Source organism: Streptomyces sp. NPDC047853 (genome assembly GCF_043204535.1).
Lineage (GTDB): Bacteria > Actinomycetota > Actinomycetes > Streptomycetales > Streptomycetaceae > Streptomyces.
This window is the reverse complement of the sequence record NZ_JBIDCI010000010.1, coordinates 279,387-304,440: the sequence shown is the minus strand read 5'-3', so window position 1 is coordinate 304,440 and position 25,054 is coordinate 279,387. Positions and strand designations below refer to the sequence as shown.

The window sequence follows — 25,054 nt, the reverse complement described above, 5'->3', positions numbered from 1 at the left end:
TCCGGTCAGCCCTTGTAGGCCTTGGCCGCCGCGGCCTCCAGCTTCGCCGCGGTCGCCTTCGGGTCGGAGGGGTCACGCAGGAAGTCCTGGAGGAGCTTCCACTCGCCGGTGCCCTTGGTGCCGCCGAAGGCCGCCGGTGCCTGGTCGGACATGTCGAAGCGGACCGCGTCCCCGGCGCCCACGAGGGACTCGGCGGTGGCGCGGCTGACGTCGTCGCCGTACGAGGCGGGGTCGAGGTCCTTGTTCGGGGAGAGGAAGCCGCCCGCCTCGGCCCACACGGCCGCGGCCTCCGGTGTGGCGAGGTACTCCACGAGCGCCATGCCGGCCTTCGCGTTCTTGCCGTCCTTCAGGACGACGGCCGCGTCGCCGCCGCTGACCACCGGCGCCTTGCCGCCGCCGACCGCGGGGAACGGGAAGAAGTTCGCGTCCTTGCCGATCTTCCTGCCGAACTGGTCCTTGGCGACCCCCGCGACGAAGTCGCCCTCGTAGACCATGCCGGCCTCGGGCTTCGGGCCGAAGACCTTCTCCACGGAGCCGGGGAAGTCGGTGTTCAGGGCGCCCTTGCGGCCGCCCTGGATCAGTTGCTTGTCCTTGAAGAGCTTGCCGAGGGTGGTGAGCGCCTCGACCACGCTCGGGTCGGTCCACTTGAGTTCGTGGGCGGCGAGGGCGTCGTACTTCTCGGGTCCGGCCTGGGAGAGGTAGACGTTCTCGAACCAGTCGGTGAGCGTCCAGCCGTCCTGCCCGGCGACCGAGAAGGCGGCGAGCCCGGAGTCGGAGACGGTCCGCCCGGCCTCCAGCATCTCGTCGTACGTCGTCGGCGGCTCGACCCCGGCCTGGGTGAGGGCCTCGGGGCTGTACCAGACGGTCGACTTGTGGGCGGCCTTGAAGTAGAGGCCGTAGAGGCTGCCGTCGACGGTGCCGTAGGTCTTCCAGACGTCCGCGAAGTGGGTGTCCACGGACTTCCGGGCCGTCGGGGACAGCGGCTCCAGCCAGCCCTGGCCGGCGAACTGCTTGAGCACGCCGACCTGCGGGACCATCACGACGTCGGGGGCGTTGCCGCCCTCGATCTTGCTGCCGACGACGGTGGAGACGTTGTCGCCGGTGGAGACGAAGGAGGTCTTGGCGCCGGTCTTCTCGGTGAAGGCGTCCAGCACCTTCTGGAAGTTCTCCTGCTCGGTGCCGGACCAGACACCGGCGACGGTGACCGTCTGGCCGCCGAGCGCCTTGTCACCGCCGCCGGCCGTGACGGGGCCGGAGCCTCCGCAGGCGGTCACGGCCAGGGCGAGGGTGAGGGTCGTGCAGCCGGTGAGCAGGGTGGTACGTCGTCGCATCATCGTCGATGTCCCTTCGAGGGGTGGGCGAAGCACGGGTCAGAGGTCGGCGATCCACCAGGCGGCGGTGGCGCCGGGCAGTACGCCGGGCGGGCAGGGGCCGCCGCTGGAGAGCAGCGGGGCGCCGGGGACGGGCGCGGGCGTGGGGGCGGTGCCGAAGTTGACGGCACAGACCAGGCCGTCGCCGCGGACGAAGGCCAGGACGCCGGGCGGGGTGTCCAGCCAGCGCAGGGTGCCCTCGCCCAACTGGGGCAGCTCGGAGCGGAGTTGCAGCCCGTCGCGGTACAGGTGCCAGAAGGAGCGGGTGTCGGCGAGGGCGCGGTCGGTGGCGTACTCGGCGAAGTACTCCGGCTGGGGCAGCCAGGGCTTGGCGCCCCCGTCGCCGGCGGTGAAGCCGAACGGGGACGCCTGTCCCGACCAGGGCAGCGGCACCCGGCAGCCGTCGCGGATGCGGGCGCGGCTGCCGGTGCGGTGGAAGATCGGGTCGGTGAGCACGTCGTCGGGCAGGTCGACGACCTCGGGCAGTCCCAGTTCCTCGCCCTGATAGATGTACGCGGCGCCGGGCAGCGCCAGCATCAGCAGGGCCGCGGCGCGGGCGCGGGCGGCGCCGAGGCCGCTGCCGCCGGTGGCGGGTTCGCCGTAGCGGGTGACGGTGCGGACCTGGTCGTGGTTGTTGAGGACCCAGGTGACCGTGGAGCCGGTGCCGGCGATGTCCTGCATGGCCTCGGAGATGACCTTGCGGAAGGCGTCCGGGTCCCAGGGGGCGCCGAGGAGGTCGAAGAAGAAGGCCTGGTGGAGCTCGTCGGGGCGGACGTAGCGCGCGTGTTCGCGGGCGCTGGGGACCGACACCTCGCCGACCAGGAGGCGTTCGCGGCCGTCGCGGTCGGCGTACTCCTCGCAGACCGCGCGCCAGTGCCGCCACACCTCGTGCACCTCGGGCTGGTTCCAGGCGAGCGGGTTGACCGAGTCGCGGGTGCGGGCGTCGGCCTCCGGGTCCGGGGAGTCGGGCAGCTCCGGGTGTTTGAAGAGGCCGGCGGCGACGTCGATGCGGAAGCCGTCGACACCCCGGTCCAGCCAGAAGCGGAGTATCCGGTCGAACTCGGCGGCGACCCGCGGCTCGCGCCAGTTCCAGTCCGGCTGCTCGGGCGTGAACATGTGCAGGTACCACTGGCCGGGCCGGCCGTCGGCCTCGGTCACCCGGGTCCAGGCCGGTCCGCCGAACATGGCGTGCCAGTTGTTGGGCGGCTCGGCGCCGTCCGGGCCCCGGCCGTCGGCGAAGTGGAAGCGGGCGCGGGCCGGGCTGCCGGGCGGGGAGGCCAGCGCCTCGCGGAACCAGGGGTGCTCGCTGGAGCAGTGGTTGGGGACGATGTCCAGCAGCACCCGGATGCCGAGGCGTCGGGCCGCCGTGACCAGCGCGTCGAACTCGTCGAGGTCGCCGAAGAGCGGGTCGACGCCGCGGTAGTCGGCGACGTCGTAGCCGTGGTCGTGCTGCGGCGAGGGGTAGAAGGGGCTCAGCCAGATCCCGTCCACGCCGAGTTTGCGCAGGTAGGGCAGACCGGCCCGGACGCCGGCGAGGTCGCCGACGCCGTCGCCGGTGCTGTCGAGGAAGCTGCGGACGTAGACCTGGTAGATCACCGCGTCACGCCACCACTGGTGCCTGTTCACCCCGAGAACCCGTCTGTTGGGAGCAGCCGTTATGCATGCATGTTAGGTAGCGGTGTCGCGGGGATGTCAACGGAGAGAACAGGCACTCCGGAGCGAACGGGGTTTCATATCCGTACTTTTCGCCGCACTACAGGCACAGATGAGACGTCTGCGTTACCTAACATGTAACTAGATGACGGAGTCAGCGGTGTGAGAGTGCGGCCAGCTCGCGGGCCAGCCTCCGCACGGCGGCCTCGGGCGTCTGCCGCCCGGCCATCGCGTCGTGCACGACCGCCTGCACGGCCAGGCTGACCTGGTCGTAGCGCGGGCTCTTGGGGCGCGGTGCCGCGGCCAGCACGCTCTCGCGCAGGGTCGGCAGGTAGGGGAACGCGGCGACGAGTTCCGGGTCCTCGTAGAGGTCGGCCCGCACCGGTGGCAGCGCGCCGCGGGTGAGGACCTGGCGCTGCACGCGCTCGCTGGTGAGGTACGCGAGGAGGCGCGCGGCCGAGTCGGGATGCCGGGCATGGGTGCCGACGGCCAGGTTGGATCCGCCGAGGACGCTGGTGCCGGGGCCGTCCGGCCCGGGAAGGGGCACCGCGCCGACCTTCCCGGCGACCTTCGAGCCGGCGGCGGACGCGCCGACGTAGGCGTAGGGCCAGTTGCGCAGGAAGAGCAGTCGGCCGTCCTGGAAGGCCTGCTTGGACTCCTCCTCCTTGTAGGCCAGCGCGTCCCTCGGGATCCAGCCCTCGCGCACGCCGCGCGCCAGGAAACCGACGCCCTCGCGGGCCGCCGCCGAGTCCACGGTGACCCGTTCGCCTTCGTCGCCGAGGATGCTCCCGCCCGCCGAGTAGACGGCCTCGGCCGCGTTGACCGTGAGGCCCTCGTAGGGCAGGAACTGGCCCGCGTACCCGTCGAGTCCGTGCCTGGGGGCGATCGTCTCGGCGTACCGCTCCAGCTCGTCCCAGGTGCGCGGCGGCGGGAGGCCCTCGGCGGCCAGGACGTCCTTGCGGTACAGCAGGAGACCCGCGTTGGTGACGTACGGGACGGCGTACAGCCGCCCGTCGTAGGTCGCCGTGTCGACGACCGGCGGCAGCAGGGCGCCGAGCGGGAACCGCTCGCGCGGCAGCGGACGTATCCAGCCGGCGGCCGCGAACTCGGTGGTCCAGTTGACGTCGATGTTGAGGACGTCGAATCGGTGCCGGCCGCCGTCGCGCAGGTCGGTGGCCATCTGCGCGCGGGTCTCGTCCGCGGAGTCGGGCAGTTCGACGAGGGTGACCTTCTCGGCGGGATGCGCGCGGTTCCAGCCCGCCAGCAGCGGACCCAGGTACCCGGTGAGGTCACCGGCCGTGGCCAGGGTGAGCGGACCGCGCCCGCCCGTCACACCCCCGTCGGCGCGGGCGCCGGAGGCGGCGTATCCGGTCAGGATCACGACGAGGACGAGGAGGCCCCTACCGGCGGCGTGGATCCACCGCATAGGTTCCTCCCTGTACGACCTCGCTCACCGGCCGGTACGTGCGCACCCCGCGGGCCGGCACCGGGCGCCCTCGCCCGGACCAGAGGCCATGTATACCTGTTAGGTATGCGCGATACTAGGGCCTGGAGCACATCCGGGGACATGACCAGAGGCGGGAGGACGGCTGAGTGCGCCTGCACCTCCTGGCTCTCCTGGCCCGCGGTCCCGCCCACGGCTACGAGCTGAAGCAGGACCTTGAGCAACTGCTGGGCTCCGCGTACCCTCAGCCGAACGTCGGCCAGATCTACGTCACCCTCGGCCGCCTCGAGAAGACGGGACTGATCGAGGGCGAGGCCATCGAGCAGTCGAGCCGGCCCAACAAGAAGGTCTACCACCTCACCGACGCCGGGCGCGACGAGCTGCGGGCCTGGTACGAGGAGACGGCGGACGAGCCGCGGGTGCGGGACGACTTCTTCATGAAGCTCGCCCTCGCCCCGCAGACCGGGCTCGCCGACCAGGTCGCCCTCATCAACAGACAGCGGCGGCAGTACCTGAACACCATGCGGCAGCTGTCGAAGCTGGCCGCCGCCGAAGACCGCGACAACCGCGTCGCCCACCTCCTCATCGAGGGCGCGATGCTGCACCTGCAGGCCGACCTCGACTGGCTGGAGAGGTGCCAGGAAGAGCTGGAGGAGCTGGAGTGAGCGCTGGGGCCGACTCCGCGGCGGGCACGGGCCCGGCTCCGGTGCTGCGCGCCGAGGGCCTGGTCAGGACGCACCACGGCGAGGGCGCCCCGGCGCATGCCGTGCGCGGCGTCGACCTGTGTGTGCGGCGGGGCGAGTTCGTGGCGATCACCGGCCCGTCCGGCGCCGGGAAGTCGACGCTGCTGCACCTGCTCGGCGGGCTCCAGCGGCCGGACGCCGGCAGTCTCTGGCTGGACGGCGCGTGCACGGACGCGTACAGCGAGGCGCGCTGGGCCGTCGAGCGCAGGAAGCGCATCGGCATCGTCTTCCAGTTCTTCAACCTGGTCTCCGACCTGTCCGTCGCCGACAACGTCGAGCTGCCCGCCCTGCTCGCCGGACTCTCGCCGAAACGGGCGCGCGCCGAGCGTGCGGAGCTGCTGGCCGAGCTGGGCCTGACGGGCAAGGAGCGCAGCATGCCCGGGGAGCTGTCCGGCGGTGAGCAGCAGCGGGTGGCGCTCGCCCGGGCCCTGGTCAACCATCCACCGCTGCTGCTGGCCGACGAGCCCGCGGGCAGCCTGGACAGCAAGGGCACCCGCGAGGTGATGCGGCTGCTCACCCGCTTCCACCAGCGCGGCCAGACGATCCTGCTGGTCACCCACGACGCCCGGCTCGCGAGCGCCGCCGACCGGGTGATCAGCTTCTTCGACGGGCGCATAGCCGACGACGCCGCACTGGACGCCGGCACCCCGCCGCGCCGCCGGCCCGGCACCTCCGCCGTGCTGGAACTCGGGGACCGACCCCGATGACCGGCATACGGACGTACGACCACCGCGCGCACCGCGCCCCGGAGCGCTGAGGCCGGTGCGAGCCACCCTGCGCTGGGCCCACTCCGATCTGCGCACCCATCGGGGCGAGGCGCTCTTCCTCATCCTGGCCACCGCGGGCGTGGTCGCCTCGCTGCTGCTGGCCACCGCCCTGTTCGGGTACGCGACCAACCCCTGGCAGCGCGTCTTCACCCAGTCCCGCGGGGCCCACGTCTGGCTGCACACCGACGCCTCGGCCGACCCGGCCGAGCTGGCCGGTCTGGACGGCGTGGGCTCCGTCGCCGGTCCCTACCCCACCGCCCCCGCCACCGTCTCCGTACGCGGCACCCGCGCCTCTGTGGAGCTGCGCGGCACCGCCGGGGAGCCCTCCGTGGGGCGCCCGCTGCTCACCGCCGGGCACTGGCTCGACCCGGCGGATCCCGACGGGGTAGTCCTGGAGAGCCGGCTCGCCCGCGCCCTGCTGGCCCAGCCCGGTGACACCCTCGCCCTGCCGGGCACGGCACGGACCCTGACGGTGCTCGGCATCGCGGACAGCCCCGAACGCCGCTACCGCCCGGGCGAGCGGCCGGGCCTGGTATGGGCGCCGCCGGCCGCGGTGAGCGGTCCGGGCGGTCAGGTGACCGGCCTGCGGCTGACCGATCCCGCCGACACGGACTACGTCGTGCAGCGCGCGGTGACCGTGCTCGGCGCCGGCGCCATCGGCCAGGTCTCCACCTGGCAGCAGGCCCGCGCCGAGGCGCAGGGCGACAACCGGCTGCTCGGCCAGGTCCTCGGCCTGTTCGGACTGGGGGCGCTGCTCGCCGCCGGGCTGGCGGTGCACGGGGCGATCGGCACCCGGATCCGCGGTCATCTGCGGGACATCTCCGTGCTGAAGGCGATCGGCTTCACACCGGGGCAGGTCGTCCGGGTCTTCCTGCTCCAGCACCTCGCCTACGCGCTGCTCGGCGCGGTGGCCGGCGCCGCGCTCACCCAGGCCCTCGGCAACCGTGTGCCCGGGCGGCTCGGGGACGCGGTCGGTGTCTGGCAGGGGCTGCCCGGCCACACCGTCGCGCTGTTCGCCGTACCGGCGGGCGCGGTGCTGTTCATCGCCGCCACCACCGGCCTCGCGGCCTGGCGGGCGGGGCGGGTGCCACCGGTACCGGTGCCTCGTCCGGCGGCCGCGCGAGGCGGAGGGCTGTCCGCCGCGGGCCGGCGGGCGCTGGGGCTTCGGGTGCCGGGGCTTCGGGGGCCGGGGCTTCAAGGGCTCCGGGGGCCGGGGCTTCGGGAGCGGGGGCCCCGGGAGCGAGGGCTTCGGGGGCACGGTTCGGGCGTCGCGGAGCTTGGCGGAGCGGCCGACGGAGCGCGCGGTGAGGAGCGTGCCGCAGGGCGGTCCGGCGGGCGGGAGCTGGAGATCCGTGTGCCACCCGCGCTCGTCCTGGGCTGGCACAAGGCGTTCACGCGCCGTCCGCGCTCACTCGCCACGGTCGCCCGGCTCACGCTGCCGCTGCTGCTGATCGTGGTGGCGATGAGCGCCTGGACCACCATCGACCGCTTCCAGAGCCGGCCCGAGCAGATCGGTCTGCCCGCCGCCCTCAGCGTGCGTGCCGACGCCGGTCCCGGTGACCGGGGCACCCGCGCCCTGCTGGAGCGCGACCCCCAGGTCGCCGCCGCCTACCCGGGCGTGGAGGTGGCCGCGCTGGTGCCGGGGCAGACCGCGACCATCGCGCTGCGCGGTCTCGGCACCCAGGAGGACCCGTACCCCTACGCCCTGGCCGAGGGGCGCCGCGCGCACGGGGCGGACGAGGCGGTGGCCGGGCAGGGTCTGCTCGACCTGCTGGACGTACGGGTCGGCGACTGGGTCCGGATGACCGTCGGCGACCGGCCGCAGATCCTGCACATCGTGGGCCGCAGCATCGAGACGGAGAACGCGGGCCGGGTCATCTCCACGTCCCTGGACACCCTGCGGGAGAACGATCCGCGGTTGAGTCCGACCCTCTACCAGCTGCGTCTGCACGCCGGCGCCGACCCGGACGAGGTCGCCGGGCGGCTCGCCGGGGCCGGGCAGGGCCGGCTCGACGTGCATCCTGTGGCGAACCCGGCCGACGGGCTCTCCCCCTTGCGCGGGGTCGTCCTCGGGCTGATCGCCGTGCTCGCCCTGATCGGGCTGGTCGAGCTGCTCACCGCGATCGGAGGCACCGTCCGCGAGAGCGAACGGGACCTGCTCGCGCTCAAGGCGATCGGCCTGTCGCCCCGCCAGATCACCGGCATCACCGTCACGGCCACCGCCTGCACCGCCCTGGCGGCGGTGCTGCTCGCCCTCGCGCTGGGGCTGCCGCTCGCGCACTGGCTGATCGACGCGCAGGGCGCCTCCAGCGGGATCGGCGCGGGCATCGCCCGGGCGCCCTCCCCCGGTCTCCTCGCGCTGCTGGGTACGGGCGCGGTGCTCGGGGCCGCCGCCCTGGCCTCGCTGCCGGCGTCCCGGGCGGCCCGGCGGCGCCTCGCCGACACGCTGGGCGCGGTGGCCTGACGGAACCGCCGGGCCACCGCGGTCCGGCTCATCCCCGTCCGCGCAGCTCCCGGTAGGCGGCGACCAGCGCCGTGGTGGAGGCGTCCAGACCGGGGACCTCGGCGCCTTCCGTCAGGGCGGGCTCGACGCGCTTGGCCAGCACCTTGCCCAGCTCGACGCCCCACTGGTCGAAGGAGTCGATGCCCCAGACCGCCCCCTGGACGAACACCTTGTGCTCGTAGAGGGCGACGAGCTGGCCGAGGACCGAGGGGGTCAGCTCCCGGGCGAGGATCGTGGTCGTCGGGTGGTCGCCCCGGAAGGTCTTGTGCGGGACCAGTTCCTCCGGCACGCCCTCGGCCCGCACCTCGTCCGGCGTCTTGCCGAAGGCGAGTGCCTGGGTCTGCGCGAAGAAGTTGGCCATCAGCAGGTCGTGCTGGTCCTTCAGCTCGTCGCTCAGTTCGGCCACCGGCTCGGCGAACCCGATGAAGTCCGCCGGGATCAGCTTGGTGCCCTGGTGGATCAACTGGTAGTAGGCGTGCTGCCCGTTGGTGCCCGGCGTGCCCCACACGACCGGTCCGGTCTCCCACTCCACCTCGCGCCCGTCCCGGCCGACGTACTTGCCGTTGGACTCCATGTCCAGCTGCTGGAGGTAGGCCGTGAACTTCGACAGGTAGTGCGAGTACGGCAGGACCGCGTGCGACTGGGCGCCCATGAAGTTGCCGTACCAGATGCCCAACAGGCCCATCAGCAACGGCACGTTGGACTCGGCCGGAGCGGTGCGGAAGTGCTCGTCGACGAGGTGGAAACCGTCGAGCATCTCCCGGAAGCGGTCCGGGCCGATGGCGATCATCAGGGAGAGCCCGATCGCCGAGTCGTACGAGTAGCGGCCGCCGACCCAGTCCCAGAACTCGAACATGTTGGCCGTGTCGATGCCGAACGCGGCGACCTTCTCCGCGTTCGTCGACAGTGCGACGAAGTGCCGGGCGACCGCCTTCTCGTCGCCCAGCTCCTTCAGCAGCCAGGCCCGGGCGGAGGTCGCGTTGGTGACCGTCTCGATGGTGGTGAAGGTCTTGGAGGCGATGACGAACAGCGTCTCGGCCGGGTCCAGGTCCCGCGTCGCCTCGTGCAGGTCGGCGCCGTCGACGTTGGAGACGAACCGGACCGTCAACGCGCGGTCGGTGAAGGCGCGCAGGACCTCGTAGGCCATGGCGGGGCCCAGGTCGGAGCCACCGATGCCGACGTTGACGATGTTCCGGATGCGCTTGCCGGTGTGGCCCGTCCACGCGCCGGAGCGGACCCGCTCGGCGAAGTCCGCCATCTTGTCCAGGACGGCGTGCACCTTCGGTACGACGTTCTCACCGTCGACCTCGATCACCGCCTCCCGCGGGGCCCGCAGCGCGGTGTGCAGCACCGCCCGGTCCTCGGTGGTGTTGATCCGCTCGCCACGGAACATGGCGTCCCGCAGGCCGAAGACGTCGGTCGCCGCGGCCAGTTCCCGCAGCAGCCGCAGGGTCTCGTCGGTCACGAGGTGCTTGGAGTGGTCGACGTACAGGTCGCCCACCCGGAGCGTGTGGTCGGTGCCCCGCCCGGGGTCGGCGGCGAACAACTCGCGCAGCCGGACCTCGCCGAGTTCGTCGCGGTGCTTGGCCAGCGCGTTCCATTCAGGCCTCTGGTTGAGCCTGGTACGGCCGTCTGCGTTCATGTTCGGACTTCAGCCTTCTTCCCTGGGTGTCCCAGCTGTCCCGCTGTTCCAACCTAATGGATCAACGGTGAAGAAGACTGAACCGGACCGAAGTGACCGCGGGAGAAAGGCGCGAAGTCGTCGGGCTAGATCTCGCCGCGGAGTTTGGCGAGCGCCTCGGCGAGAATCGCCTCCCCGTCCGCGTCGCTGCGCCGCTCGCGCACATAGGCGAGGTGGGTCTTGTAGGGCTCGGTGCGGGGCGGGTCCGGGGGGTTGTCCCGGTCCTGTCCGGCGGGGAATCCGCAGCGCGGGCAGTCCCAGGTGTCGGGGACCTGCGCGTCGCTCGCGAAGCTCGGCTGCGTCTCGTGTCCGTTGGAGCACCAGAAGGAGATGCGCAGACGCGGCGCGGACTCGCCGCGCTCGGCCTCGCCCATCGGCCCCGCCCCGACCCGGCTTCCCCGGATCGCGTTGCCACTTGCCACGGTCGTAACTCCCTGCGTGATGGTGCCGCGAAGCGAGTCGGCGTTTCGCCTCGCTGCGAGCGCCTCAGTCTACGTAAGGCCCAACGCGCGTCCAGTGATTCGAGTGACAAGCCCAAGCGCACACAGACGCAAGCCCCATGATAGGCGGCGCCGTGAAGCGCGTACCGAACATGGGGCTTTACGTGCGGAAGTGCGTGATGGGTCAGCTGTTCGCCTTCATCAGCAGGCCGAGCACCATGATGCACGCGAACCACAGGAGACCGACCACCACGGTGATCCGGTCGAGGTTGCGCTCGGCGACCGAGGAGCCGCCGACGGACGACTGCATGCCGCCACCGAACATGTCGGAGAGGCCGCCGCCCTTTCCCTTGTGCATCAGCACCAGCAGCATCAGCAGCAGGCTGAAGACGATCAGGGCGATCGAGAACCCCATAACCACGGCTGGACCAACTTCCTCGGCTTCGGATGAACGACGGGGGCACGATGACGCAGGCCACCATGCCCCCGCAAGGGTACGACGTATCGCCGCTACCGCCTACTCACCGGTCGATCCGCCGGGCCACCGGCCGACCGACCGGGCGGTCTACTGGTCGCGGAAGCGGACGATCCTGACGAACTCGTCCGAGTCCAGCGAGGCACCGCCGACCAGGGCGCCGTCGATGTCGGCCTGCGCCATGATCTCGGCGACGTTGCCGCCCTTGACGGAGCCGCCGTACTGGATGCGGACCTTGTCGGCCAGCTCCTGCGAGTACAGCTCGGCGACCTTGCCGCGGACGGCCGCGCAGACCTCCTGGGCGTCCTCGGCGCCGCAGACCTTGCCGGTGCCGATGGCCCACACCGGCTCGTAGGCGATCACGATCGTCTCGGCCTGCTCGGCGGTGAGGTCCTTCAGGCCGCCCTCGACCTGGGCGAGGGTGTGGGCGACGTGGTTGCCCGCCTCGCGGACGTCCAGCTCCTCGCCGACGCACAGGATCGGGGTAAGGCCGTGCTTGTAGGCGGCCTTGACCTTGGCGTTGACCAGCTCGTCGGTCTCGGCGTGGTACTGCCGGCGCTCGGAGTGGCCGATCGCGACGTAGGTGCAGCGGAGCTTGGCCAGCATCGGGCCGGAGATCTCGCCGGTGTAGGCGCCGCCGTCGTGGGCGGAGACGTCCTGGGCGCCGTACTTGATCTTCAGCTTGTCGTGCTCGACCAGGGTCTGCACCGAGCGCAGGTCGGTGAAGGGGACGAGGACGGCGACCTCGACGGCGTCGTAGTCCTTGTCCGCGAGGGCGAAGGCGAGCTTCTGGACGTGGGCGATGGCCTCGAGGTGGTTGAGGTTCATCTTCCAGTTGCCCGCCATCAGCGGCGTGCGGGTGCTCATTGAGGTCAGTCCTCCAGTGCGGCGAGGCCGGGGAGCGTCTTGCCCTCGAGGTATTCGAGGGAGGCGCCGCCGCCGGTCGAGATGTGGCCGAATGCGTTCTCGTCGAAGCCGAGCGTACGGACGGCCGCGGCGGAGTCGCCGCCGCCGACCACGGTGAAGCCCGGGGCGTCGACGAGGGCCTGGGCGACCGCTTTGGTGCCCTCGGCGTAGTCGGGGTGCTCGAAGACGCCCATGGGGCCGTTCCAGAAGACGGTGGCGGCGTCGGCGAGCTTCGAGGCGTACAGCTTGCGGGTCTCGGGACCGATGTCCAGACCCTCCTGGTCGGCCGGGATGGCGTCCGCGGCGACGGTGGCGGGGTGCGCCGGGGCCTTCGTCTTCAGGTCCGGGAACTCGGTCGCGACCAGGACGTCGACGGGGAGGACCAGCTCGACGCCGTTCTTCTCGGCGCGCTCGATGTACTCCTTGACGACCGGGACCTGGTCCTCCTGAAGGAGGGAGATGCCGACCTCGTGGCCCTGGGCCTTGAGGAAGGTGTACGCCATGCCGCCGCCGATGAGGAGCCGGTCGGCCTTGCCGAGCAGCTGGTCGATGACGGCGAGCTTGTCGGAGACCTTCGCGCCGCCGAGGGCGACCACGTACGGCCGCCGCACGTCGTCGGTGAGCTTCTTCAGGACGCCGACCTCGGTGGCGATGAGGTACCCGGCGTAGTGCGGCAGCCGCTTCGGCAGGTCGAAGACGGAGGCGTGCCCCCGGTGCACCGCGCCGAAGCCGTCGCCGACGTACACGTCCGCGAGGCCGGCCAGCCGGTCGGCGAAGGCGGCGCGCTCGGCGTCGTCCTTGCTGGTCTCACCGGCGTTGAAGCGCAGGTTCTCGATGACGGCCACCTGGCCGTCGGAGAGGCCGGACACCGTGGACTCGGCGGACTCGCCGACCGTGTCCTCGGCGAAGGCGACGTCGGCGCCGAGGATCTCACCGAGGCGGGCGGCGGCCGGGGCGAGGGAGAAGACCGGGTCCGGGGCGCCCTTGGGGCGGCCCAGGTGCGAGGCGACGATCACGCGCGCGCCCGCGTCGGCCAGGGCCTTGACGGTGGGCACCACGGCGCGGATGCGGCCGTCGTCGGTGATCGTGGTGCCGTCCAGCGGCACGTTCAGGTCGGCGCGGACGAAGACGCGCTTGCCCGCGACGCCTCCGGAGAGCAGTTCGTCGATCGTCTTCAAGAGTGCTCCTGGGTTCTCGGATCGCTCGTGATCCTACGAGGGCGGGTCGCTGCGGACGCGACGCAGGGCCCGGACAGCGCATCCTTGCGCTGCCCGAGCCCTGCCGTCACATCGAGGTGCCTGCTGAGTCCGGCTGGATCAGAGCTGGTTGCCGACGAAGACCGTGAGGTCGACGAGGCGGTTGGAGTAGCCCCACTCGTTGTCGTACCAGCCGATGACCTTCACGTTCTTGCCGTCCTGGACCATGGTCAGGGACGAGTCGAAGGTGCAGGACGCCGGGGCGTTGACGATGTCCGAGGAGACGATCGGGTCCTCGGTGTACTCCAGGATGCCCTTGAGCTCGCCCTCGGCGGCCTTCTGGAAGGCGGCGTTGACCTCTTCCTTGGTGACCTCGCGGCCGAGCTCCAGGACGAGGTCGGTGACCGAGCCGGTCGGGACCGGGACGCGCATGGCGATGCCGTCCAGCTTGCCCTTGAGCTGCGGGAGGACCAGCGCGGTGGCCTTGGCGGCACCCGTGGTGGTCGGGATGATGTTCTCCGCGGCGGCACGGGCGCGGCGCAGGTCCTTGTGCGGGAAGTCCAGGATCCGCTGGTCGTTCGTGTACGCGTGCACCGTCGTCATCAGGCCCTTGACGATGCCGAAGTTCTCGTCGAGGACCTTGGCCATCGGCGCCACACAGTTGGTGGTGCAGGAGGCGTTGGAGATGACGTGGTGGTTCGCCGGGTCGTACTTGTCCTGGTTGACGCCCATCACGATGGTGACGTCCTCGTCCTTGGCCGGGGCCGAGATGAGGACCTTCTTCGCGCCGCCCGCGATGTGCTTCTCGGCGTCGGCCTTCTTCGTGAAGATGCCGGTCGACTCGATGACGATGTCGACACCCAGGTCACCCCACGGGATGTCCGCGGGGTTGCGCTCGGCGAGGACCTTCACGGTCTTGTCACCGACGGTGATGGTGTCCTCGGTGTGCGAGACCTCGTACGGGAGGCGCCCGAGAATCGTGTCGTACTTGAGCAGGTGGGCGGTGGTCGCGGTGTCACCCAGGTCGTTGACAGCCACGATCTCGATGTCTGCACCCTGCTCCAGCAGCGCGCGGAAGTAGTTACGACCGATGCGGCCAAAGCCGTTGATGCCTACGCGGATCGTCACGAACCGATCTCCTCGTTGGTACGCCGGCCCGATGTGCCGGCGAGCTGTATTTGGGATGTCCCCGACCACCACCGACCCTACCTCTCCGGGGCCTCGGGGGTGACATCGAGACGCCCCATACCCGGCAGGGCGGTCCGTACCCGCCAGTAGGGGTACGGACCGCCCTGGGGCGTGGGGACCGATCACCCGATTTCGCTACACCGTGTCAGTCCCCAGCGAACCGGGATTCACTCGTCCAGGGCACGCAGCGCCTGGCGGAGCAGGGCCGCCCGGGCGGCCGGCTCCGTGAGGTGCTCCAGGCCGAAGCCCAGCAGCACGGTGTCGTCCGTGGTGACCGCGCCGTACGTCTGGAACAGGGTCCCGGTGCGGGCCCAGTCCTTCAGGACGGCGGGGCTGCCGGCGGGCGGCCCGGCCACCCGCCAGGCGCCGAGGGAGGTCTCGAAGCCCTCGGTCCCGGCCGTGGAGCCGACGACGAGGGAGGCCTCGTCGGCGAGGACGCCGCGGCCGCCGCTGCCGGGGTCGGTGACGTAGGCGATCGACAGCTCGACGGACTTCCCGGCGTAGGCGCTCAGGTCGAACTCGACCTGCCGCCAGCCACCGGACGATCCGGTGAGGCTGTTCCACTGCCCGGTGGTGCCGGCCGCGGTGCAGCCGTCGTCGGACAGCGTCAGGTAGTGCTCGAGCCAGGGGTGCTCGCTCACGTAGAACCCGGCCGAGCACTCCGCCGGCACGGTCGTGCCGGTGGCGCCGCCGGTCTCGGGCAGCGTGGTCCAGTCGTCGGCGCCGGTGGTGTGCGCCTCGACCAGGGCGTGGTCGTAGCCGCGCTCGGTGTCCCACAGCAGCTGGGTGCGGAGCGTGGGGCGCTCGGAGGCGGTGACACCGGTGAGGTCGACGGTGCGGGTGAGGCGCTTGTAGGCGTCGTCCGTGTGGACGGCCGCCGCCATCCATTCGCCCGCGTACGGCCCGTACGGGTTGACCGTCCCGGCGAACTTCCCGGCCCCCGCGCTCGCGAACTGGGGGTAGGTGTCGGCGGGCAGCTGCTCCGAGGTCACGCTGTACGTCCCGGCCGCGTCGAGCGGGTTGCCGGGGGCCCCGCCGAGCGTGCCGGTGGTGCCGCCGAGCTTGCCGGAGCCGGTGAATCCGGTGGCTCCGGGGGTCGAGGTGCGGGTGTAGGCGCCCAGGTAGTACTGGCTGAAGTCGTCGGACAGGGTGCCGCCGCCGAGGTCGACGCTGCCGCCGGCCCGCTCCCCCGCCTCGATCAGCCGGCCGCCCTCGTTGAGGAAGGCGCGCAGCTGGAGCTGGGTGGCGTTGCCGGGCACCGCGGCGCCGGTGTGGTGGACGACGGTGTCGAAGTGGGCGAGGACGCCGAGCGCGTCGGGCGCGCCCTGGGCGGCGACGTCCCAGACGGCCGCCCGCCTGCCGTTGGCCTTGAGTGCGTCCACGTAGGTCTGCGTCTGCGTGGCCTTCGCGCCCTCCTCGGCGACGACGAGGACGTCCGCGCGGGGGCGCTCGGCGATCGTGTAGGTGAAGTGCTCGCTCTCGGTCCGCCTGCCGCTCCGGGTCTCGCCGGCGAACCAGACCTCGACCTTGTCGCCGCGGTCGCCGTCCTTGACCTTGGCGCGGTACTCGTCGAAGTAGAGGTTGTCCTCGCCGCCGTACCGCTCGCCTCCCCGCCACGGCTTGAGGGCCATGTCGTGGACGCGTCCGCCGTTGACGCGGTACTTCAGCTCCTTGTCGCGCACGGACTTGCGGACGACGACCGAGACCTCCTGGTCGGCGCCGCGCGAGTAGGACGTGGTGAAGGGGGCCGGGGTGAAGTCGGCGGCCTCCAGGCCGACCGCGGAGGACGGCCGGTCGGGGTGCGCGGCGCTCTCGGCGACGGAGAGGGCGAAGGGGATGTTCTTCGCGAACTCCTGCTGGATCAGTTCCTCGTCGTCGGGGAAGTTGAAGCCCGACTGGCAGTCGCCCGCGTTCCACTCGTCGTCGGGGTCCTGCTCGGAGATGGTCTGGCAGGTGGACATCTCGGGGGTGAACATCGCCGTGCCGTTGACGTTGGCCGCGTGGCCGTCCGCCTCGCCGTTGGTGGTGTACAGCTCCGAGGAGACCTGCGGGTGGTAGCCGGGGATCGCGGAGTTGTCCGGCGTGCCGGCGAGCGCCTTGTAGAGGACGTCGTCCGGGGTGTTCGTGGCCACCTGCCAGCCGACCCCGTAGAGGAGGAGTTCGGCGGCGGAGTGGTAGTTGATGCCGTAGGTGAAGCCGATCCGCTTCTGGAAGGCGTCCAGGGCCTGGGTCTCGGGCTCGGAGTTCGGGCCGTCACCGCGGTAGGTCTGGCTGGTGGGGTTCGGGGACGAGCCCTCGTCGTCGTAGCCCCACTTGTAGGCGAAGTTGCGGTTGAGGTCGACGCCGTCGCCGGTGCCGATGGTGCCGTCGCCGTTGTTGTCGCGCAGGTTCTTGCGCCACAGGCGGTTGTCGGTGTCCTCGAACGTGTAGTCGTAGCCGTCGGGGTTGGCCGACAGCAGGAACCACATCTCGGTCGAGTCGACGAGCTTCTTGATCCGGCGGTCCTGGTCGTACTTGTCCAGGTAGTGGTGCATCAGCCGGCGGGTCATCTCCGGGGTGATCCACTCACGGGCGTGCTGGTTGGACATGTAGAGGACGGAGGGCTTGGAGCCGTCCTTCGACTTCTTCGCGTTCTTGGTGGGCTTGAGGGCCAGGATGTCCTGGCCCTTCACGGTCTTGCCGATGGAGACGACCTTGGTGAGGCCGGGGTTCTCCTGCGCGGTCCGCAGGATCTCCTCCCGCAGGCCGCCGCTGCCGCTGTACGGGCGGAAGACGCCGTCGGCGGCTGCCTCGACGCGCCTCTCGGCCCGGGCGGAGAGGGCGTGCTCGGCGAGGCCGACACCCTGCTTCTCCAGCTTCTCGGCCTGCCCGTCGGTCAGGTAGACCTCGACGGTGGCCGTCCCCTGGTCGGGGACCCGCTCGCTGAGTTCGTGGCCGTCCTGTCCGGCGGCCAGCAGCAGCGGCACCTGTTCCTGCGTGACCTCGGCGCGGAAGACCTTCACCTCCTCCGCGTCCGGGGTCGCCGGGTCCGCGGGTTGTGCCTGGGCGATGGGTGCGAAGCTCGCTCCGCCGATCAGGAGCGCGCCGACGGCGAGGATCGATCTCGCTCTTCGTCTCATGAACCCCCCTAGCTGAAGCCTGTCCGACAGGCTTGAGTCCGCCACAGCAGCGAACAGATGCCAGGCTCATGACAGCTCATGATCGAGTCAAGAGGGCGGCAAGGACACGCCGAAGCCGGTACCGGTCACCCAAGTGGGCTCCGGCACCGGCTTGTTGGCCGCCCGGCGGACGGTCGGCGTGTGTGCGTGTGCGCGCGTGGAGGTTCGCGAGCGGTCGCCATGGTGGCCGCGCGCCTCTCGGACGTCAGTCCCGGCGGGGCGGCCACCCGGGTCACCTACTCGTCGGTGGGTCGGGGCGCTGGGGTCAGCCGACGAGGTTGTCCGCCAGCTCCTCCTCGCCGAGGTTGGCGTCCGTTCCGGGGATGCCCAGGTCCGAGGCCCGCTTGTCGGCCATCGCCAGCAGACGGCGGATGCGGCCGGCGACGGCGTCCTTGGTCAGCGGCGGGTCGGCGAGGGCGCCCAGCTCCTCCAAGGAGGCCTGCTTGTGCTCCATTCGGAGCCGGCCCGCGGCGGCGAGGTGCTCGGGCACGTCGTCGGCGAGGATCTCCAGGGCGCGCTGCACCCGGGCGCCGGCAGCGACGGCGGCACGCGCCGAGCGGCGCAGGTTGGCGTCGTCGAAGTTGGCGAGGCGGTTGGCCGTGGCGCGGACCTCGCGCCGCAGCCGCCGCTCCTCCCAGGCCAGCACCGAGTCGTGGGCACCGAGCCGGGTGAGCAGGGCACCGATCGCGTCGCCGTCGCGGACGACCACCCGGTCCACGCCGCGCACCTCGCGGGCCTTGGCGGGGATCGACAGCCGGCGGGCGGCGCCGACCAGGGCGAGTGCCGCCTCGGGTCCCGGGCAGGTCACCTCCAGGGAGGAGGACCGGCCGGGCTCCGTCAGCGAGCCGTGCGCCAGGAAGGCACCGCGCCAGGCGGCCTCGGCGTCGCACGTGGCCCCCGACACCACCTGCGGCGGCAGGCCCCTGATCGGCCGTCCCCGGCCGTCCACCAAGCCGGTCTGACGGGCCAGCTGGTCACCGCCCGCAACCACCCGAACGACGTAACGCGAGCCCCGGCGCAGTCCGCCCGGTGCCATCACGATCAGCTCCGAGCTGTGCCCGAAGATCTCCAGGATGTCCTGCTTGAGCCGGCGGGCCGCTCTCGCGGTGTCCAGCTCGGCCTCGATCACGATGCGCCCGCTCACCAGGTGAAGGCCGCCGGCGAACCGCAGAACGGCGGAGACCTCCGCCTTCCTGCAGCAGGTACGGGTGACGGGGAGCCGGGAGATCTCATCCTTCACCGCTGCCGTCATCGCCATGGGCCGATCCTTCCATGCATCCGAAAAATACGGTCGTACGCGGCGGCCAGCAGCTCCGGGTCGTGCCTCGGGGTCCCGTCGGTCCGGGCGACCGGAGCCAGTTCGACCGCGGCGCCGAACCGTTTCGCGGCGTCGGTGAGCGAGTCACGGTCGGGCACGGCGGCCTCGTCGGCCAGCACCACGTCCAGGGCGAGTTTAGGGGCGTGTCGTCCCAAAACCTCCAAATGACGCTGCGGAGAGAAGCCCTCGGTTTCTCCGGGCTGGGGCGCGAGGTTCAGGGAGAGCACCCGGCGCGCCTTGGTCTGGGCGAGCGCGTCGAGCAGATCGGGCACGAGGAGGTGCGGGATGACCGAGGAGAACCAGGAGCCCGGGCCGAGCACCACCCAGTCGGCGTCCAGGACGGCGTCGACCGCCTCGGGGACGGCCGGCGGGTCGTTCGGCACCAGGTGGACGGACTGCACCTCGCCGGGCGTGAGCGCCACGGTCGCCTGTCCGCGCACGGTGTCCACCTCGTCGGGCCGCTCCGGGTCGTGCCCCCGGACCAGGGCCTGGAGTTCCAGCGGCACCGCCGACATGGGCAGCACCCGCCCGTGCGCGCCGAGCAGCTTGCCGACCAGGTCCAGCGCCTGGACGTGGTCGCCGAGCTGCTCCCACAGGGCGACGATCAGCAGATTGCCGACCGCGTGCTCGTGCAGGTCGCCCTGGGACTGGAAGCGGTGCTGGATGACGCGGGCCCAGGTCTGGCCCCAGTCGTCGTCGCCGCACAGCGCGGCCAGCGCCTTGCGCAGGTCGCCGGGCGGCAGGACGCCCAGCTCGTCGCGGAGGCGCCCGCTGGAGCCCCCGTCGTCGGCCACGGTGACGACGGCCGTGAGGTCGCCGGTGATCCGGCGCAGTGCGGCGAGCGAGGCGGACAGGCCCATGCCGCCGCCGAGGGCGACGACCTTGGGCTGGGCGCCCCGGCGGCGCGGCTTGCCACCGCGTGCCTGTTCGGGCCGGGCGGCGCGGGTCTCGGCGGGCCGGCCGCCGCGTCCCTCGGGCACCACCCGGCGCAGCCTGCTCAGCCGCGGAGTACGTCCTGTCATTCCCGTCCCATGTCCCGGTGGACGACCACCGTCTCCACGCCCTCCGCGGCGAGCCGGGCGGCGAGCTTCTCCGACATGGCCACGGACCGGTGCTTGCCGCCGGTACAGCCGACGGCGACGGTCACATAGCGCTTGCCCTCCCGACGGTAACCCGCGGCGATCATCTGGAGCAGCTCGGTGTAGCGGTCGAGGAACTCCTTGGCCCCGGGCTGGTTCAGGACATAGGAGGACACCTCCTCGTTCAGGCCGGTGAACGGGCGCAGCTCGGGGACCCAGTGCGGATTGGGCAGGAAGCGCATGTCCACGACCAGGTCGGCGTCGACCGGGAGACCGTACTTGAAGCCGAAGGACATGACGGTGGCCCGCAGCTCGGGCTCCTCGTCGCCGGCGAACTGGGCGTCCATCTTGGCGCGCAGCTCGTGCACGTTCAGGCTGGAGGTGTCGATCACCAGGTCGGCGTCGCCGCGCAGCTCGCGCAGCAGCTCCCGCTCGGCGGCGATGCCGTCGACGATGCGGCCGTCGCCCTGGAGGGGATGCGGACGGCGCACCGACTCGAAACGGCGCACCAGGGCCTCGTCGGACGACTCCAGGAAGACGATCCTGCGGGTGACAGCGCGCGCGTCCAGGTCCGCGAGGGACTCGCGGAGATTGTCGAAGAAGCGCCGGCCGCGGACGTCGACGACGACCGCGATCCGCGCCACGTTGCCCTGCGAGCGGGCGCCGAGCTCCACCATCGTGGGGATCAGCGCGGGCGGGAGGTTGTCGACGACGAACCAGCCGAGGTCCTCCAGACACTTGGCGGCCGTCGAGCGGCCGGCCCCGGACATGCCGGAGATGATCACCAGCTCGGGGATGGCCGCCTCGTGCGCCCCGGCTGCTTCCTTGCCCGTACTCACCTGTGCTCCGTCGTCCTGGCCCGGTACGGCACCGGGCGTCTGCGGGCCCGGATCCTCACCGGTCGTGCGGTGGGCCTGTTCTCGTCCCGCTGTGGGCTGTGCCTCGTACTCGGTCATCTCTCCTGCCCCCGTCGTTCGTCCGGGGTGCCCGCGGTCACGGGCTCCCCAGGGGCATCCGCGGTCGTCTCGGGTGCCCCGTCCTCGTCATCAATGATCTCTCCCGTCGCGGTGTTCACGGCGGGAGCGGCCGGGGTGGCCGCGGCCAGGGCCACGGCGACGGTCTCGGCCGTCTTGCGGCCTATGCCGGGCACCTCGCAGATCTGGTCGATCGTCGCCGACCGCAGCTTCTTGACCGAACCGAAGTGCTTGATCAACGCCTGCTTGCGGGTCTCCCCGAGGCCCGGCACGTCGTCCAGCGGACTGGAGCGGAAGCGCTTGGCGCGCTTGGCGCGCTGGTAGGTGATCGCGAAACGGTGGGCCTCGTCGCGGACGCGCTGCAGGAGGTACAGCCCCTCACTGGTGCGGGGCAGGACGACCGGGTCGTCCTCACGGGGCAGCCACACCTCCTCCAGTCGCTTGGCGAGGCCGCAGACGGCGATGTCGTCGATGCCCAGCTCGTCCAGGGCCCGCTGCGCCGCCGCGACCTGCGGCCGGCCACCGTCGACGACGATGAGCTGGGGCGGGTAGGCGAAACGCTTGGGGCGGCCGTCCTCGTCCTTCAGGGCCGGGCCGTCCGTCGGCGGCGCGTCGCCGCCCGCTTCCCCTCCGTCGGTGCCGCTCTCGTCCGCCCATTCGCCGGTCCTCTCCTTGTCGGCGAGGTAGCGGCGGAAGCGGCGGGTGACGACCTCGTGCATGGAGCGGACGTCGTCCTGCCCGTTGCCGTGCCACAGCTGCGTGTCTCCGGCCCGCCCCTTGATCTGGAAGCGCCGGTACTCGCTCTTGCGGGCCAGACCGTCCTCGAAGACGACCATGGAGGCCACCACGTCGTCTCCCTGGAGGTGCGAGATGTCGTAGCACTCGATGCGCAGCGGGGCGCTGTCCAGGTCCAGGGCCTCGGCGATCTCCTCCAGCGCGCGCGAGCGGGTCGTCAGGTCGGAGGCGCGCTTGGTCTTGTGCAGGACGAGCGCCTGCTGGGCGTTGCGCTGGACGGTCTCCATGAGCGCCTTCTTGTCGCCGCGCTGCGGGATGCGCAGGGACACGCCGGACCCGCGGCGGTCGGTCAGCCACTGCTGGACCGGCTCCACCGGGTCGGGCAGCGCGGGGACCAGGACCTCCTTGGGGACGGCGTCCCCGGTCTCCTCGCCGTACAGCTGCTGGAGGGCGTGCTCGACGAGGGCGCCGGTGGTGATCTCCTCCACCTTGTCCGTGACCCAGCCGCGCTGGCCGCGCACGCGTCCGCCGCGCACGTGGAAGATCTGGACGGCCGCCTCCAGCTCGTCCTCGGCGACCGCGATCAGGTCGGCGTCGGTGGCGTCGGCCAGCACGACCGCGCTCTTCTCCATCGCCTTCTTCAGGGCCCCGATGTCGTCCCGCAGGCGCGCCGCCCGCTCGTACTCCATCTCCTCGGCCGCGTCGGCCATCTGCCGCTCCAGGCGGCGCAGGTAGGTGCCCGTGCGGCCGGCCATGAAGTCGCAGAACTCGTCGGCCAGGTCCCAGTGGTCGTCCGGGGAGATCCGCTCGACGCACGGCGCCGAGCACTTGCCGATGTAGCCGAGGAGGCAGGGGCGGCCGGTACGCGCGGCGTTCTTGAAGACCCCCGCGGAGCAGGTGCGCACCGGGAAGACGCGCAACAGGAGGTCGACCGTGTCGCGGATCGCCCAGGCGTGCCCGTACGGGCCGAAGTAGCGCACGCCCTTCTTCTTGTGGCCGCGCATCACCTGCACGCGCGGGAACTCCTCGTTCATGGTCACCGCGAGGTACGGGTAGCTCTTGTCGTCGCGGTACTTCACGTTGAACCGGGGGTCGTACTCCTTGATCCAGGAGTACTCCAGCTGCAGCGCCTCGACCTCCGTGGACACGACCGTCCATTCCACGGACGCGGCGGTGGTGACCATGGTGCGGGTGCGGGGGTGGAGGTTCGCCAGGTCCTGGAAGTAGCTCGCCAGGCGCTGGCGCAGGCTCTTCGCCTTTCCGACGTAGATCACCCGGCGGTGCTCGTCACGGAACCTGTACACCCCCGGGGTGTCCGGGATCTCTCCCGGTTTGGGGCGGTAGCTGGAGGGGTCGGCCATGACTCACACCCTACTGGCGGGGGCCGACACTCCGGCGGGGCTGTGGGCGACGGCGCGAGGCCCTGTGGACGACGGCGCGGGGCTCTGTGGACGGACGGGAGGGAGCTGTGCGCACGACCGGCCACGGGGTCGGGGTAGGACGGTCCGAGGCCGGGAGGGAAAACGGTCCGGGCCCGGGGGAAGACGGTCCGGGGCCGGTCGGTCACACCGTGTGCCCCCGGGGAGCCGGGCCGGTGCGTTCTCGGCCAGGAGCGCGTCGGGGTGGGGCGTCAGGTGTTGTCGGGACTAGGTCAACACGCTTCAATGCGGGGGGACTCGGGGCCTCGATGCGCGGCGTGCGGATGTGAAGACCTCTGCGCCGCGACCGGGGGGCGGCTCCGGTCGATCCGCGCCGAACGGTCTGACCAGCCGTCGTGAACTTCACAGGAAGGCCCCCGCATGCCGCACGCCACCCAGCCCTTGGACGTCGCCACCGCGGACCTGGACTCGGTCCTGCGCGGTGGCCCCTTCCACGTGGCCCTGCGCGCCGCGATCGCCGCTCGCGGTCTGCCCCTGCAGCGCGTGCAGCACCATCTGTCGCGCCGCGGAGTGAAGGTGGGCGTCACGAGCCTGAGCTACTGGCAGCAGGGTGCCCGACGCCCGCAGCGCCCGGAGTCGCTGCGGGCCGTGCGGGCACTGGAGGAGATACTCCAGCTGCCCGAGGAGTCGCTGATACGTCTGCTCGCCGAGACGGACGAGGACACCCTCGCGCGGCGGCCCGCGGCCCGCTCCTACCGGGCCCACCTGGAGGCCTCCTGCGTCCTGGACGGGCTGCTGGCCGAGCTGGACCACCTGCGGTCGGACGGCGGCGTGCACAGCCTCGGGCACCACGAGCGCATCCGGGTGGGGTCGCGGCGCGAGCTCGCCGGCCGCGAGTCGCACCACATCGTCCGCGCCCACCGCGACGGTGTCGACCGCTTCGTCGCCGTCCACCACGGTGACCCGGGGTGCGCCCCCGCCCGGATGACCGTCCACGCGCTGGAGAACTGCCGCACGGGACGTGTCCGCACCCACCACGACACCGGTGTGCTCGTGACGGAGCTGCTCTTCGACACGCGTCTGCGGGCCGGGGACACCTACCTCTTCCGCTACGGGGTCGAGGACGGCACGGCGGGAGTGTCGCGCGAGTACGTCCGGGGGTTCGGCTCGGTCGGCGGGCAGTACGCGTTGCAGGTGCGGTTCGACGCCGCGGCTCTGCCGGCCCGCTGCCACCGGTTCACGCAGCACTCGCCGGCGGCTCCGCGCGGCGGCCGACAGGAACTGCGCCTCAGCGGCCCCCACCACTCCGTGCACCTCGTGGAACCGCGGGTGCGGTCGGAGCTGCTGGGGATCGAGTGGGAGTGGGACTGAGGGGACGGCGCACGCGTGGGCAGCGGGGCGGGCGAAACAGGTCATGCGGGGCCGGCCAGGCAAAGCAGGTCACGCGGGGCGGGTCACGCGGGGCGGGTCGGGATCTCCCGAGGGACCTGGTCGGTCAGGTTCCCGGGCTCACGACGATCCGGCCCTGTTTCACCTCGACCGGCAGCTCGATGAGCGCGACCGTCGCCGGGGCGTGCAGCACCTCGCCGGACCGGGCGTCGAACTCACTGCCGTGGCAGGGACAGACGAGTTTCGCCCCCTCCAGCTTCTTGATGGGGCACCCCGCGTGCGTGCAGACCGTGCTGAACGCCCTCAGGGCGCCGTCCCCGCCCCGGCTGACGACCACGTTCTCGTCCCGGTAGAGCTTGGCTTCGCCCTCGGCAACCGCCCCCTCCGCACCGAGGTCGACGGGCGCGGTCGGCCTGGCGGGCGCCGCACCGTCGTCGCCCGGCGAGCAGGCGGCGAGACCGAGACCGGCGACGGGCGTGGCGGCCGCCGAGCGCAGGACGGTACGGCGGCTCGGGGCGGGACGGCCGGGCATGGGAGGTCTCCACTGGTCGGGGGATGTGCAGGCCGACGATATCCGGCGCCGGTCTTCCGCCCGCCGGGTGGGTCGTCGGGGCCTACGCGGGACGGAAAGGTCGCGTAAACGCTTGCGTAATCGT

The 25,054-nt window shown here is 71.9% G+C and carries 19 protein-coding genes; 4 read left to right on the top strand and 15 right to left on the bottom strand.

The window, feature by feature from the left end; genetic code table 11:
* Positions 1-5 precede the first annotated feature (5 nt).
* The 3 genes from ACGF5T_RS20955 to ACGF5T_RS20945 form a co-directional block, all read right to left on the bottom strand.
* Positions 6-1,334, bottom strand: coding sequence for an ABC transporter substrate-binding protein (locus tag ACGF5T_RS20955; RefSeq protein WP_366766238.1), 1,329 nt, complete (start codon positions 1,332-1,334; stop codon positions 6-8).
* A gap of 36 nt (positions 1,335-1,370) precedes the next feature.
* Positions 1,371-2,996: a glycoside hydrolase family 13 protein gene (locus ACGF5T_RS20950; protein WP_361018559.1), complete on the bottom strand. Its 1,626-nt coding sequence runs from the start codon at positions 2,994-2,996 to the stop codon at positions 1,371-1,373.
* 181 nt (positions 2,997-3,177) lie between these two features.
* Complete coding sequence (locus tag ACGF5T_RS20945) at positions 3,178-4,449, bottom strand: ABC transporter substrate-binding protein (protein ID WP_366766237.1); 1,272 nt, start codon at positions 4,447-4,449, stop codon at positions 3,178-3,180.
* Positions 4,450-4,616: 167 nt separating this feature from the next.
* Between ACGF5T_RS20945 and ACGF5T_RS20940 the strand changes: the two genes are divergently transcribed.
* The 3 genes from ACGF5T_RS20940 to ACGF5T_RS20930 are packed head-to-tail and all read left to right on the top strand — an operon-like array spanning position 4,617 to position 8,441.
* A complete protein-coding gene (locus ACGF5T_RS20940; protein WP_361018556.1) occupies positions 4,617-5,132 on the top strand; it encodes a PadR family transcriptional regulator in 516 nt (171 codons plus the stop codon).
* Positions 5,129-5,917 carry an ABC transporter ATP-binding protein gene (locus tag ACGF5T_RS20935; protein ID WP_356607865.1) on the top strand — a complete coding sequence of 263 codons (789 nt, stop codon included), beginning with the start codon at positions 5,129-5,131 and terminating at the stop codon, positions 5,915-5,917. Before ACGF5T_RS20940 ends, ACGF5T_RS20935 begins: the two co-directional genes overlap by 4 nt.
* A 55-nt stretch (positions 5,918-5,972) precedes the next feature.
* The gene (locus ACGF5T_RS20930) at positions 5,973-8,441 is read left to right on the top strand and encodes an FtsX-like permease family protein (RefSeq protein WP_366766236.1); all 2,469 of its coding nucleotides are present in this window, start codon (positions 5,973-5,975) and stop codon (positions 8,439-8,441) included.
* A 28-nt stretch (positions 8,442-8,469) separates the two neighbouring features.
* Here ACGF5T_RS20930 and pgi read toward each other — a convergent pair whose 3' ends face one another.
* The 11 genes from pgi to uvrC all read right to left on the bottom strand — a co-directional run bounded on the left by pgi (position 8,470) and on the right by uvrC (position 22,991).
* Positions 8,470-10,122, bottom strand: a complete 1,653-nt coding sequence (gene pgi, locus ACGF5T_RS20925) for a glucose-6-phosphate isomerase (protein WP_366766235.1) — start codon at positions 10,120-10,122, stop codon at positions 8,470-8,472.
* 125 nt (positions 10,123-10,247) lie between these two features.
* On the bottom strand, positions 10,248-10,583 hold the full coding sequence (locus ACGF5T_RS20920; protein ID WP_003957010.1) for an RNA polymerase-binding protein RbpA: 336 nt from the start codon (positions 10,581-10,583) through the stop codon (positions 10,248-10,250).
* 202 nt (positions 10,584-10,785) lie between these two features.
* Entirely contained in the window at positions 10,786-11,016 is a 231-nt protein-coding gene (secG, locus tag ACGF5T_RS20915; protein ID WP_053128919.1) for a preprotein translocase subunit SecG, read from the bottom strand.
* Between the two features lie 150 nt (positions 11,017-11,166).
* Positions 11,167-11,943: a triose-phosphate isomerase gene (gene tpiA / locus ACGF5T_RS20910; protein WP_356607871.1), complete on the bottom strand. Its 777-nt coding sequence runs from the start codon at positions 11,941-11,943 to the stop codon at positions 11,167-11,169.
* Positions 11,944-11,948: 5 nt separating this feature from the next.
* Positions 11,949-13,160, bottom strand: a complete 1,212-nt coding sequence (locus ACGF5T_RS20905) for a phosphoglycerate kinase (RefSeq protein WP_356607873.1) — start codon at positions 13,158-13,160, stop codon at positions 11,949-11,951.
* Between the two features lie 138 nt (positions 13,161-13,298).
* Positions 13,299-14,306 (bottom strand): type I glyceraldehyde-3-phosphate dehydrogenase, encoded by a 1,008-nt coding sequence (gene gap, locus ACGF5T_RS20900; RefSeq protein WP_053128925.1) that lies wholly within the window; start codon positions 14,304-14,306, stop codon positions 13,299-13,301.
* A 227-nt stretch (positions 14,307-14,533) separates the two neighbouring features.
* Positions 14,534-17,485: a M14 family zinc carboxypeptidase gene (locus ACGF5T_RS20895; protein WP_366766234.1), complete on the bottom strand. Its 2,952-nt coding sequence runs from the start codon at positions 17,483-17,485 to the stop codon at positions 14,534-14,536.
* A 304-nt stretch (positions 17,486-17,789) separates the two neighbouring features.
* Positions 17,790-18,782: a DNA-binding protein WhiA gene (whiA, locus tag ACGF5T_RS20890; RefSeq protein WP_356607877.1), complete on the bottom strand. Its 993-nt coding sequence runs from the start codon at positions 18,780-18,782 to the stop codon at positions 17,790-17,792.
* Positions 18,773-19,864 carry a uridine diphosphate-N-acetylglucosamine-binding protein YvcK gene (gene yvcK / locus ACGF5T_RS20885; protein WP_053128931.1) on the bottom strand — a complete coding sequence of 364 codons (1,092 nt, stop codon included), beginning with the start codon at positions 19,862-19,864 and terminating at the stop codon, positions 18,773-18,775. The genes whiA and yvcK overlap by 10 nt, the downstream gene beginning before the upstream one ends.
* Positions 19,861-20,877, bottom strand: coding sequence for an RNase adapter RapZ (gene rapZ / locus ACGF5T_RS20880; protein WP_356607879.1), 1,017 nt, complete (start codon positions 20,875-20,877; stop codon positions 19,861-19,863). The genes yvcK and rapZ overlap by 4 nt, the downstream gene beginning before the upstream one ends.
* Positions 20,874-22,991 carry an excinuclease ABC subunit UvrC gene (gene uvrC / locus ACGF5T_RS20875; protein WP_356607881.1) on the bottom strand — a complete coding sequence of 706 codons (2,118 nt, stop codon included), beginning with the start codon at positions 22,989-22,991 and terminating at the stop codon, positions 20,874-20,876. Before uvrC ends, rapZ begins: the two co-directional genes overlap by 4 nt.
* A 438-nt stretch (positions 22,992-23,429) precedes the next feature.
* On the opposite strand from uvrC, the gene ACGF5T_RS20870 reads away from it, so the two are divergent.
* Positions 23,430-24,380, top strand: coding sequence for a hypothetical protein (locus ACGF5T_RS20870; RefSeq protein WP_366766233.1), 951 nt, complete (start codon positions 23,430-23,432; stop codon positions 24,378-24,380).
* 124 nt (positions 24,381-24,504) lie between these two features.
* Here ACGF5T_RS20870 and ACGF5T_RS20865 read toward each other — a convergent pair whose 3' ends face one another.
* Positions 24,505-24,930, bottom strand: a complete 426-nt coding sequence (locus ACGF5T_RS20865; RefSeq protein WP_361018532.1) for a Rieske 2Fe-2S domain-containing protein — start codon at positions 24,928-24,930, stop codon at positions 24,505-24,507.
* Positions 24,931-25,054 lie beyond the last annotated feature (124 nt).

Bases quoted from the DNA above. Each gene is read 5' to 3' on its own strand.
- ACGF5T_RS20955 (WP_366766238.1), bottom strand. From the start codon at position 1,334: ATGATGCGACGACGTACCACCCTGCTCACCGGCTGCACGACCCTCACC.
- ACGF5T_RS20945 (WP_366766237.1), bottom strand. From the start codon at position 4,449: ATGCGGTGGATCCACGCCGCCGGTAGGGGCCTCCTCGTCCTCGTCGTG.
- pgi (WP_366766235.1), bottom strand. From the start codon at position 10,122: ATGAACGCAGACGGCCGTACCAGGCTCAACCAGAGGCCTGAATGGAAC.
- secG (WP_053128919.1), bottom strand. From the start codon at position 11,016: ATGGGGTTCTCGATCGCCCTGATCGTCTTCAGCCTGCTGCTGATGCTG.
- tpiA (WP_356607871.1), bottom strand. From the start codon at position 11,943: ATGAGCACCCGCACGCCGCTGATGGCGGGCAACTGGAAGATGAACCTC.
- ACGF5T_RS20895 (WP_366766234.1), bottom strand. From the start codon at position 17,485: ATGAGACGAAGAGCGAGATCGATCCTCGCCGTCGGCGCGCTCCTGATC.
- whiA (WP_356607877.1), bottom strand. From the start codon at position 18,782: ATGGCGATGACGGCAGCGGTGAAGGATGAGATCTCCCGGCTCCCCGTC.
- yvcK (WP_053128931.1), bottom strand. From the start codon at position 19,864: ATGACAGGACGTACTCCGCGGCTGAGCAGGCTGCGCCGGGTGGTGCCC.
- rapZ (WP_356607879.1), bottom strand. From the start codon at position 20,877: ATGACCGAGTACGAGGCACAGCCCACAGCGGGACGAGAACAGGCCCAC.
- uvrC (WP_356607881.1), bottom strand. From the start codon at position 22,991: ATGGCCGACCCCTCCAGCTACCGCCCCAAACCGGGAGAGATCCCGGAC.
- ACGF5T_RS20870 (WP_366766233.1), top strand. From the start codon at position 23,430: ATGCCGCACGCCACCCAGCCCTTGGACGTCGCCACCGCGGACCTGGAC.
- ACGF5T_RS20865 (WP_361018532.1), bottom strand. From the start codon at position 24,930: ATGCCCGGCCGTCCCGCCCCGAGCCGCCGTACCGTCCTGCGCTCGGCG.